The sequence below is a fragment of the Bradyrhizobium sp. PRIMUS42 genome, from assembly GCF_023006515.1.
Taxonomy (GTDB): Bacteria; Pseudomonadota; Alphaproteobacteria; order Rhizobiales; family Xanthobacteraceae; genus Bradyrhizobium.
Genome location: NZ_JALBGZ010000167.1, coordinates 1 through 10,123, shown reverse-complemented (window position 1 = coordinate 10,123; position 10,123 = coordinate 1). Strand labels below are relative to the sequence as shown.

Annotated in this window: 10 protein-coding genes; 6 read left to right on the top strand and 4 right to left on the bottom strand. The window is 63.8% G+C overall.

Going from position 1 to position 10,123, the window contains the following annotated elements; translation table 11 throughout:
- Positions 1–1,046: permease (locus tag MOV75_RS15140; protein WP_247006096.1), on the top strand; the 1,046-nt coding region annotated here is incomplete at its 5' end.
- Positions 1,047–1,071: 25 nt separating this feature from the next.
- Here the strand turns inward: MOV75_RS15140 and MOV75_RS15135 are convergent.
- Entirely contained in the window at positions 1,072–2,238 is a 1,167-nt protein-coding gene (locus MOV75_RS15135) for an acyltransferase (RefSeq protein WP_258719541.1), read from the bottom strand.
- 325 nt (positions 2,239–2,563) lie between these two features.
- Here MOV75_RS15135 and MOV75_RS15130 point away from each other — a divergent pair, with 325 nt between their 5' ends.
- The 3 genes from MOV75_RS15130 to MOV75_RS15120 all read left to right on the top strand — a co-directional run bounded on the left by MOV75_RS15130 (position 2,564) and on the right by MOV75_RS15120 (position 5,129).
- Positions 2,564–3,376 carry an MBL fold metallo-hydrolase gene (locus MOV75_RS15130; RefSeq protein ID WP_246926055.1) on the top strand — a complete coding sequence of 271 codons (813 nt, stop codon included), beginning with the start codon at positions 2,564–2,566 and terminating at the stop codon, positions 3,374–3,376.
- A gap of 65 nt (positions 3,377–3,441) precedes the next feature.
- Positions 3,442–3,963, top strand: a complete 522-nt coding sequence (locus tag MOV75_RS15125; protein WP_246926056.1) for a hypothetical protein — start codon at positions 3,442–3,444, stop codon at positions 3,961–3,963.
- Positions 3,964–4,076: 113 nt separating this feature from the next.
- The gene (locus MOV75_RS15120; protein WP_246926057.1) at positions 4,077–5,129 is read left to right on the top strand and encodes an amidohydrolase; all 1,053 of its coding nucleotides are present in this window, start codon (positions 4,077–4,079) and stop codon (positions 5,127–5,129) included.
- 73 nt (positions 5,130–5,202) lie between these two features.
- Here the strand turns inward: MOV75_RS15120 and MOV75_RS15115 are convergent, their stop codons facing one another.
- Positions 5,203–5,658 (bottom strand): cupin domain-containing protein, encoded by a 456-nt coding sequence (locus tag MOV75_RS15115; protein ID WP_246926058.1) that lies wholly within the window; start codon positions 5,656–5,658, stop codon positions 5,203–5,205.
- A gap of 237 nt (positions 5,659–5,895) precedes the next feature.
- Here MOV75_RS15115 and MOV75_RS15110 point away from each other — a divergent pair, with 237 nt between their 5' ends.
- Positions 5,896–6,450, top strand: a complete 555-nt coding sequence (locus MOV75_RS15110) for a hypothetical protein (RefSeq protein WP_246926061.1) — start codon at positions 5,896–5,898, stop codon at positions 6,448–6,450.
- Between the two features lie 130 nt (positions 6,451–6,580).
- On the opposite strand, the gene MOV75_RS15105 is transcribed toward MOV75_RS15110, so the two are convergent.
- Positions 6,581–7,837: an aminopeptidase gene (locus MOV75_RS15105; RefSeq protein ID WP_246926064.1), complete on the bottom strand. Its 1,257-nt coding sequence runs from the start codon at positions 7,835–7,837 to the stop codon at positions 6,581–6,583.
- 113 nt (positions 7,838–7,950) lie between these two features.
- Positions 7,951–9,312, bottom strand: coding sequence for a 3-carboxy-cis,cis-muconate cycloisomerase (gene pcaB / locus MOV75_RS15100; protein ID WP_246926067.1), 1,362 nt, complete (start codon positions 9,310–9,312; stop codon positions 7,951–7,953).
- 469 nt (positions 9,313–9,781) lie between these two features.
- On the opposite strand from pcaB, the gene MOV75_RS15095 reads away from it, so the two are divergent.
- Positions 9,782–10,123: transcriptional regulator (locus tag MOV75_RS15095; RefSeq protein WP_247006094.1), on the top strand; the 342-nt coding region annotated here is incomplete at its 3' end.

The following is a 10,123-nucleotide window of genomic DNA, read 5'->3' as shown; positions in this document are numbered from 1 at the left end:
TGGGTCTGTCGGCCGCGGCGGTCGCGATTGCCGTCACCATCCTGCTGTTTCGCCTGATCGGCCCGGCGCGGACGCGCCTCATTGCCCAGATCCTCGCCGCGATCATCGGCGCCGGCTTCGTGATCGCGCTCCAGGTCGCCGCGATCGTGTCCTACGGCACGCTGTCGCGCTTCACCATCCTGACCTCGGGTAGCCTGGCCGCTCATGCTCCCGATGTCGACAGCATCTGGTGGTGGCCGGCGCGGGCGGTGATGGGCGACAGCGAAGCGCTGCTGCTGCTCCTGGCGCCCGCCCTGGTGCTGCTTGGAAGCGTCATGGCGATCTTCTCGCGCCGCTTTGCCGACACGGCGATCGATGCCGCAGCCTACGGCACCTCCGGCAGCAAGCGCGCCAAGGAGCGCCCATTCCGCGACGGGTCGCGGCAGCACGCGCTGCGGCGCAAGGAATTCTCGCTGCTCTGGCGCGATCCCTGGCTGATCTCGCAGACATTGATGCAGCTGCTCTATCTGGTGCCGCCGGCGCTGCTGCTCTGGCGCAATTTTGCCGACAGCTCCGCGGCGCTGACGCTGATCACGCCCGTCATCGTGATGGCAGCCGGACAGCTTGCCGGCGGGCTCGCCTGGCTGACGATCTCGGGCGAGGACGCCCCCGACCTCGTCGCAACCGCACCGCTGACGCCATCCAGCGTCACCCGCGCCAAGATCGAGGTGGTGCTGATCGCGATCGCCGTCATCTTCTGCCCGCTGGTCGCGGCACTCGCTTTCGCCTCGCTCTACCAGGCCGCGATCAGTGCCGGCGCGATCATCATCAGCGCGGCTTCGGCGACCGCGATCCAGCTCTGGTTCCGGGTGCAGGCCCGGCGCAGCCAATTCCGCCGCCGCCAGACCTCGTCGCGGCTCGCGACCTTCGCCGAAGCCTTCTCCTCGATCGGCTGGGCCGCGACGGCAGCGCTGCTGCTTGCGCTCCCCATCGCGGGTATCGTCAGCGGCCTGATCACCGCGAGTCTCGTTGCGATTACCTGGAAGTGCAGCCCAAGGCGGGAATGAGGCGCATGCTCTAGAGCTACGGACGTCAGGTGTCGAAAGCCGGCTGGGCGCGGCGTACCGCGGCGACGTTCCGTCGATCCATCAAGCGCCTGACCCAGTTGCGCCCGGGCTCTTCAACGAGACGATACGTGGCGACCGACAGCAAGACCGTCAACAGCAGCATCGCGATTTGCAGGAGATCTCCAAGCCAAAGCGATCCATGCATGGAGACCACCTTCGTCGGCTCATGGCCCGAGCTCAACGCGTAATTGACGAACAGGTCCGCATGCCCAAGGCGCTCGACGACCATGAGGATCGCCCGCACTACGGCCCTGACGAGCGGATGCAGCATGTAGATCGAATAGGTCAGCATCCCGATTGCGAGCATGAACGGCACCGTCAGTTGGCGGCTGACCGCGCCAGCTTCACGTGCGAACACCAGGACGACCAGCGTAAACACCGCCGGCGAGGCCACCTGCAAGGTGACGCTGCTGCCGGCCACAGAGACATAGCCGACGACGAGCAGGACGCTCGCCGTCTCCAGCAATGTCTCACCGGACGGCGTCAGGCGTGCACGCAACACCGGAAAGCGCTCTCGTAGATCGAACGAGAGAACGCCAAGCGCGAAGCCGTAGAGACAGCGTGCGAGACCGTAGTCGTAAGTCGCATTCATCCCATCCGGGCTGATGGTGGCGAGCACGACCGGCCCGGCAATGATCGGGATCAGCCAGGGCCAGATCGCCGGTCCGATCCTGCTGACGACCGCGGCGAAGATCAGATAGGCGGCGAATTCGGCGCTGATGCTCCAGCTCGCAAAGTTCAGCCAGTTCTGCGGATTGACGCCGAGCCCCTGCAGCAGAAGAACGTTGGTGACGATGGCCTGCAGGAGGTTCGGGCCAACACCGTCCTTCGCAGCGTCAATGGGAATGAACAGCAGCAACGTCACAAGATGCAGCGGATAGATCCGCCCGAGCCGCAGGAGGAGAAAGCGGCCCGCGCCGAAGCCCTCAGCAAGGCGCGAACGATAGTTCGACGCGATGACAAAGCCGCTCAACACGAAGAAGAAATCGACGAACAGATAGGCATTTCTGGTGAGCGGCAGGAAGGACAGATGGCTGATCACGTCGAAGTGGAACAGCGCAACCATGCAAGCACAGATGCCACGCCAGCTGTCGAGCGCATGATATCGGGTGATATTTGCAGCCGCGTCCATTGGACATGGGTAGGCAAGACCCGACACCGGAACAAGCCGAGGCTGAGTCTATGCTTAATGTGGTCGCGGCCCGAGCCCGAGGCGACCCCCGTGCCGCTGCAAGTGGGCTGGGCCGGCATTGCCACCGATGTCTCCACCTAGGCGTTGAGCATCCAGAACACCAGCGGCGCGATGTTGGGCTGGCTTCGCGCCGGATTGCCGGCGCCTTGAAAGTTCGTCCGCGGCGGGAGTGAGGGTGCGACACTGACGCGCTGTTGATCGCAACCCATTGGCCTCGCACTGCATTGCACGCTAGACTTTCCCCTGACACATCGGGGACGGATGCATGTGGCGATTGGTTTCAGCGGCTCTGGCGCTGTTCAGCGTATCCTTCGCACCTAGCCTCGCCCAGCAGCTGCCCCGCAGCGAATGCCTGGCGATGGCCAATGTCGCGCCGCGGGCCATGCCGGTCGCGTTCCGGCAGGCGGCCGGCCCCGCCGAGGTCGAGATCACCTACGCCGGCCATTCCACCTACTACGTCGACACGCCCGCGGGCTTGCGCATCGCCACCGACTATAGCGGCGCCTATCAGGTCGGCCGGCTGCCCGATGTCGCCACCATGAACCGGGCCCATAGCACGCACTACACCTTATTCCCGGACAGGCGCATTCCCCACGTGCTGCATGGCTGGAGCGAGGACGGCAAGCCGGCGATCGTGTCGGAGCGCATCAGTGACACCTTCGTCCGCAATGTCACGACCGACATCCGCCGCTATTTCGGCGACGACGCCGGCGCCGACATGATCCGCGACGGCAATTCGATCTTCATCTTCGAGGTCGCGGGCCTCTGCATCGGCCATCTCGGCCACCTCCATCACAAGCTCGACGACAGCCATTTCGCCCAGATCGGACGGCTCGATATCGTGATGGTGCCGATCGATGGGACCTACACCATGACGCTGGGAGGCATCTCGGAGATTACCAAGCGGCTGCGCGCCTCCGTCGTGCTGCCGATGCATCGCTTTGCCACGCCGCTCGACGATTTCATGCGCCGGATCGGGCAGGACTTCGAGATCGACCATCGCACCGAACGCTCGTTCCGGATGTCGCGGGATGCGCTGCCCTCGAAGCCGACGGTGATCATCCTCGACGGGGTCTGAGGCGCAATTTTCTCCAAGCCGGCGGTCGGCCGGTCGTGCTGATCTCCTCTCAACAGGAGATCGACATGACCGATTTTGGCAGACTTTTGCACGCGGATGGTCCAAATCCCGAGCATGCATCTGCGCTCCAGCTCTATGGCCGCTTCGTCGGCGACTGGGATGCCGAGATCACCGCCCATGGCTCCGATGGCGCGAAACATAGCGCGCCTGGCGAAATCCATTTTGGCTGGGTGCTGGAGGGCCGCGCCGTCCAGGACGTCTGGATCATTCCCCGCCGGGCTGGCTCTCAGGCCTTTCCAATCGCCGGCAATTGGTACGGCACGACGCTGCGCGTTTACGATCCGACCATCGATGCGTGGCGCATTTCCTGGTTCGATCCCGGCCGCAGCATCTTCCGCCAGCAGATCGGCCGTCCGCGTGGACAGGATATCGTGCAGGAAGGCACGACCGAAACCGGCGAGCTGACGCGCTGGAGCTTTACGGAGATCACCAGGACCTCCTTCCATTGGCTCGGCGAGGTCAAACCGGCCGATGCAACCGATTGGCGGCTGGTCGTCGATGTGAAGGCGAAGCGGCACGAGCGGTGACGACGGCATCGCCGTGCTCGCGGCGACGGGTACGGTTGCTCAACGCGCGCTGCTGCGTGACGAGACGAGATGATAGGCTCCCGGCACAAGAAGCATGAAGGGAGTGAACGCCGATGGCTGCAAGCGGAGTGCCCGCCAATACGAGCGGGCTGTTCGTCGAGCCGCGCGAGGACTGGCTCGCGCTGCATCAGGAGGAGATCATCGATCCCTTGCGGCCGATCGTCGACCCCCATCACCATCTCTGGAATCGCGCCCACCGCTATCTGATCGAGGAGATGGCTGATGAAATCGCCTCCGGCCACAACATTCTCGCCACCGTCTATGTCGATTGCCGCTCGATGTACCGCGCGCATGGGCCCGAGGCATTCCGGCCCGTCGGCGAAGTCGAGTTCGCCAACGGGGTCGCCGCGATGAGCGCGAGCGGTGCTTACGGCAAGGCCGCGATCTGCGCCGGCATCGTCAGCCATGCCAATCTGCTGCAGGGCGACGCGGCCAAGCCGGTGCTGGAGGCCGAGATCGCGGCCGGCAACGGCCGCTTCCGCGGCATCAGGCATTCGTCGGCCTGGGACGAAGACCCTGCCGTCGCCGGCATGTATGCGAACAGGCCGAGAGGATTGTTGCAGGACCCGACCTTCCGCAAGGGATTTGCCTGCCTTGCACCATTGAAGCTCAGCTTCGATGCCTGGCTATTCCATCCGCAGATCGATGAGCTCACCGAGCTTGCGCGCGCCTTCCCCGACACCAGAATCGTGCTCGACCATTGCGGCGGCCCGGCCGGAATCGGCCGCTTTGCAGGGCGGCGCGAGGAGGTGTTTGCGCAATGGCGCACCTCGATCCGGGAGATCGCAAGATGCGAGAACGTGGTGGTCAAGCTCGGCGGACTCGCAATGTGCCTGCTCGGCTACGACTTCCATCTGCGCGACAGGCCGCCGTCATCCGAGGAGCTTGCCGCGGCCTGGCGGCCCTATATCGAAACCTGCATCGAGGCGTTCGGCCCCAGACGCGCGATGTTCGAGAGTAACTTCCCACCGGACAAGGGCCAGTGCAGCTATCAGGTGATCTTCAACGCCTTCAAGCGCATCGCCTCGTCTCTGAGCGAGGCCGAGAAGACGGCGCTGTTCTCGCAGACCGCAATCGACGTCTATCGGCTCGAGCTGCCATCATGACAAGAAGAGGGGCCGGGATGTGATCCCGACCCCTCTTCGTCGTGGCCGCTGGGAAGCGTCCTTGAATTAGAGACTAGCCGGCACCCATCAGCGAGGCCGGACGGCGCTCGCCGCTGGAGGTGAAGATCTTCTTCAGCTTGTTGACCACGCGGATCAGGAAGCCGATCATCACGGGATTGGTCTTGCGGCAGAAGGCGATCTTCTTGACGTGGCCCTCGACATGCCATTTGGCATGCGCGCCGTCGCGAAAGAAAATGACATCGCCAGGCCCGTAGCGCTTCGGCGGCATGCCGTCGCTTTCGAGCACGATCGATCCTTCCATGATCATGATCGTCTCGTCGATATCGTAGTACCAGTTGAAGCGGCCTTCGGTGCAATGCCAGATGATGGTCTGAGCGGTGCCGTCGGCGCTGGTGGACAGCACGCGCGAGCGCGACACGGGATTGCCCTCGATGATCCAGGACGGCTCGATCGGCCGCAGCTCGAGGTCGACATTGCAACTACCGATTTCAATCAATGTGCGCGACATCTTCTTCCCCAGGCGATATATTAAATATGGCCGGGTCTCGGCCCGGATTGTCTAGAATGATGTCGGGGACGCTAGTCATCGGTTTTTAATTCTTTCTTACGGAGGCCGCGAAAATCAGCCTGGAGTTGCGGAGGCAAAGCGGTTAACGCGGCGATTTCCCTGCAAATTCGCGCACATGAACCGATCCTTTCCGGGGTGCGACAAAGTGCGCGGAAGCACCAAAACGGAGCCACGCCGATGCCCCTCACGCCCGAGGTTGTGACAGCCGATCGCACCGTCGTCGCCCGGCTCATCAGCCTCGATGTCTCCTTCGTGTCGGACGAGGAGCCCTGGTTCACCATCGACGGCATCGAAAATCCCCGACAGATCGGCAGTGACGGCTCAGGCGGCGCGTTCGTGCTGCTGCCGTCGCAGAATATGCTCTACGTCTCATCGGAGGGCCGTGCGGGAATTATCGCTGGCACGTTCGAGGCGTTCGTCCAGCTCGTCGTCGCCCGCCCCTATTGGCTCGACATCCTCAAATTTTCCGGCGGCGGCGACCTCCATGAGATGCGGCGCGCGGCGGAGGCGATGGAGGCGACGCTCGACGACGAGGACGAGATCAACGAGGCGCGCGACGAGATCCGCAGGAGCCTCGAGCTTGGTGAGGCAGACGATCCCGTCGGCGCGCTCTACGAAGCAATCGCAGCTTCCGACGCCATCGTGCGGGCCACCGATGGCAGCCCGTTCACGACCCTGTTCAACCGTTTCAGCATCGACAACAATCCGATGCTGCGCAACGCGGCGGCGTGAACGCGTATAATGCCAGTTTGAGCGCTGAAGCTCCCACATCGTCGTGGCCGGGCTTGTCCCGGCCATCCACGTTTAGCGGGCACAAAGAACGTGGATGCCCGGGACAAGCCCGGGCATGACGAGCGGCGCCTTACTTCGCCCACTCGCCCTTGCGGAACACCGGCACCTTACTGCCGTCCGGCAAAATGCCGTCGATATCGGTCTCGGCCGAGCCGATCATCCAGTCGATATGGATCAGGCTCTGGTTGCCGCCTTGCGCCGCGATCTGCTGCGGGGTGAGCTGCGCGCCGTTGACGAAGCATTTCGAATAACACTGGCCAAGCGCGATATGAGACGCTGCATTCTCGTCGAACAGTGTGTTGTAGAACAACAGCCCGCTCTGCGAGATCGGCGATGAATGCGGCACCAACGCCACTTCGCCGAGGCGGCGGGCGCCCTCATCGGTGTCGAGCACCTTGTTCAGGACCTCCACGCCGCGCGAGGCCTTTGCGTCCACGATCTTGCCGTCCTCGAAGCGCACGGCGATGTTGTCGATCAGCGTGCCCTGGTAGGACAGCGGCTTCGAGCTCACGACATGGCCGTAGACCCGGCGGCAATGCGGCGTTGTGAACACCTCTTCGGTCGGAATGTTGGCGTTGCAGCTGATGCCGTTCTTGGAGAGCGAGGCGCCGCCCTCCCATTCGTGGCCGTCGGCAAGGCCGATGGTGAGGTCGGTGCCCGGCCCCGAATACTGCAGAGCGCGGAAGCGCTGGCCGTTCAGCCAATTGGTGCGCTCGCGCAGCACCGCATTGTGGCTCGCCCAATTGTCCATCGCGTCCTCGCGGTCGACGCGGGACGCCGCGAAGATCGCATCGGCGAGCTTGCCGATCGCGACGTCCTCGGCATCATCAGGGAATACCTGCCTGGCCCAGGACGGGCTTGGATAGGCGATGATGTTCCAGTTGGTGTCGAAATTGACGATCTTTTCCAGCGCAGGCTGATAGGCCATCGAATTGGCCTTGCTGGCGCGCGCCACCTTGGAAGGATCCTCGTCCGACAGCAGCATCGGATTGTCGCCGACGATGGCGAGCCGCGCAGTATTGTCCGAGAACGCCTTGGCCATGCCCTCGTAGAGCCAGCTGGCGGCACGATCGAAACTGCTGTCGTGGCCGTGGCGGTAGCGCGCCAGTGTCATTTCCTCGTCCGACAGGATCGGCGTCACGATGCCGGCACCGGCCTTGTAAGCATGCACGGCAATCCGTCGAACCAGCGGCAGAGCGATCGCGGGCGCGGTCAAAAGAAGATCCTGCCCCGGCCGCAAGCCCAGGCCCACCTTCACCGCCACCTCGGCCAGCCGGTCGAGTTTCGCGGGATCGATGGGAGGTGCGGAATTGCGGTGATCAGTCATGCGGGTCCCTCTGCCGAAAGTCTCTCGTTCAATCTAAGTCTAGCATCGTGAGGCGCAAGTGCGCGAGCACCTTGCGACACCGAGAAGATACGCAGTTTCACGGATATTGGTTTTCAACGCGTTGCCGAATTCAGCACCCGGTCAACCATGGCAGGCGCGAGCCCGAGGTAATTTTTTGGTGAGGTGAGCGCCTCGATTGTGGCGCGGTCGATGCGGCTCGCTATCCGCGGGTCCGCGGACAGCGCATCGGCCAGGCTCATTCCCTTGTCGCTAGCCTGACGGCAGGCGTCATAGACCACGTCATGGGCCTCTTGCCGGCCGAGTTGCGGCGCGAGCCCCATCATGACCGCTTCGGCCACGATCAGGCCGCGGCTGATGGCGAGATTGTCGTTCATCTTCGCCTCGTCCACGATGAGACCTGCGAGTGCAAACTTCGCCTGGTGCAGCGCGCCGGCGGTCAACACGAAGCTTTCGGGGATCGCCATCCATTCGGCGTGCCAGGGACCCGTGGCGCGCTCGAAATCCTGCACCATGGCATCAAGCATCAGGCCGGCGTGCTGGCGCACCGCCTTCGAGGCCGCCAGCATCAGCTCCGACGAGATCGGGTTGCGCTTCTGCGGCATGGTCGAGGAGGCGCCGCGTCCCTTGACGAAAGGTTCGTAGACCTCGGCGAACTCGGTCGAGGCCATGATCATGATGTCGAGCGCGATCTTGCCGAGCGAGCCGGTGACGAGCGCGAGGAAGTTGACGGCCTCGGCAAAGCCGTCGCGCGCGACGTGCCAGGTCGAGGCGGGAACGCCGAGCTTCAGCTCCGAGCAGAGTGCCTCCTGCACCTCGAACCCCTTGTCGCCGAGCGAGGCCAGCGTGCCCGCGGCGCCGGCGAACTGTCCGACCAGGACGCGCGGCTTCAACTGCGCCAGCCGCTCGGCATGACGATCGAACATTGCGAGCCAGATCGCGGTCTTGTAGCCGAAGGTCACCGGCAGCGCCTGCTGGAGATGGGTGCGGCCTGCCATCGGCGTGTCGCGATGGCGTTTCGAGAGGTTCGCCAGGATGCCGCGAAGCTCGTCGATGTCGCGCGCAACGATCTCCAGCGCAGCGCGGAGCTGCAGCACCACGGCGGTGTCCATGATGTCCTGCGTGGTCGCGCCCCAATGCACGTAGCGGCCGGCCTCGCCGCATTGCTTCACCATCTGGTGGACCAGAGGGAGGATCGGATAGCCGACGATGTCGGTCTCCTGCCGCAACAGTTCGAAATCGAGCGCGGCGACGTCGGTCCGCGCCGCGATCGCCTCGGCCGCCTGCTGCGGGATCACGCCACACTTCGCCTCCGCCTTTGCCAGCGCCACCTCGACCTCGGCATAGCGCGCCACCAGCGCGACGTCGGAGAACACCTCGCGCATCTCAGGCGTGCCGAAGGCATCGCGAAACAGCATGGAATCGAGCACGGTGGTGGACGCGGAAAAGGCGGGCATGGGAGTTTCTTCGTGGTTGATGTTTGTGTGGGCGATAGCTTACGCAGTCGGCGCAGTTCGGCAAAGGACATTCACCGCTCGCCACATCTGCCGCGCGACGGCATTATGACGACATGTCACTCTCTCACCCGGTCGTCCCGAGGTGCGAGATATGGGGGCCTCGAAGGACGAGCGGCCGCGCTGCAGCCGGACCGTCCATCCTTCGAGGCCTCCGCCCAGAGGCGCAATTGCGCCGCAAGGCTCCGGCGCCTCAGGATGACGGTGTTGGATGGGCGATCATGATCCCATTGGCAATCGGCCCGCCGCGACATTCTGTCCGCGATTATATTCCCCTCCGAGAACGGCATGACAGCCATCTTTCGGTAGCGATGAACCAAGCATCCCCTTCGGCAGACTCACAGTTTTCGACCCAAATTTCATTTTTGTCATTTTGCCTGTCCGATTTCGTAACGAAGCCTGAGTTTTTGACGTGCAGTTTCTGTTCAGGGACCACCTCCTCGATACCGACTTGCGCGAGCTGAGCCGCGAGCAGGTTCCCGTTGCCGTGGAGCCGCAGGTTTTCGATCTCGTTGTCCACCTCATGCAGAACCGCGACCGGGTGGTCAGCAAGGACGAGTTGATCGACAAGATCTGGCACGGGCGCAGCGTCTCGGAATCCACCCTAACCAGCCGGATCAACGCCGCGCGCAAGGCGGTCGGGGACAGTGGCGCGAGCCAGGCGCTGATCCGCACCATCGCCCGCAAGGGTTTTCGCTTCGTCGGCGATGTCGAGGCCAAGGAGGGCGCGATCGCGCCGGAACACGGCCGCACC

Excerpts from the sequence above, each read along its gene's own strand:
- MOV75_RS15110 (WP_246926061.1), top strand. The coding sequence starts at position 5,896 with ATGCCCCTCACGCCCGAGGTTGTGACAGCCGATCGCACCGTCGTCGCC.
- pcaB (WP_246926067.1), bottom strand. The coding sequence starts at position 9,312 with ATGCCCGCCTTTTCCGCGTCCACCACCGTGCTCGATTCCATGCTGTTT.
- MOV75_RS15135 (WP_258719541.1), bottom strand. The coding sequence starts at position 2,238 with ATGGACGCGGCTGCAAATATCACCCGATATCATGCGCTCGACAGCTGG.
- MOV75_RS15105 (WP_246926064.1), bottom strand. The coding sequence starts at position 7,837 with ATGACTGATCACCGCAATTCCGCACCTCCCATCGATCCCGCGAAACTC.
- MOV75_RS15120 (WP_246926057.1), top strand. The coding sequence starts at position 4,077 with ATGGCTGCAAGCGGAGTGCCCGCCAATACGAGCGGGCTGTTCGTCGAG.
- MOV75_RS15130 (WP_246926055.1), top strand. The coding sequence starts at position 2,564 with ATGTGGCGATTGGTTTCAGCGGCTCTGGCGCTGTTCAGCGTATCCTTC.
- MOV75_RS15125 (WP_246926056.1), top strand. The coding sequence starts at position 3,442 with ATGACCGATTTTGGCAGACTTTTGCACGCGGATGGTCCAAATCCCGAG.
- MOV75_RS15115 (WP_246926058.1), bottom strand. The coding sequence starts at position 5,658 with ATGTCGCGCACATTGATTGAAATCGGTAGTTGCAATGTCGACCTCGAG.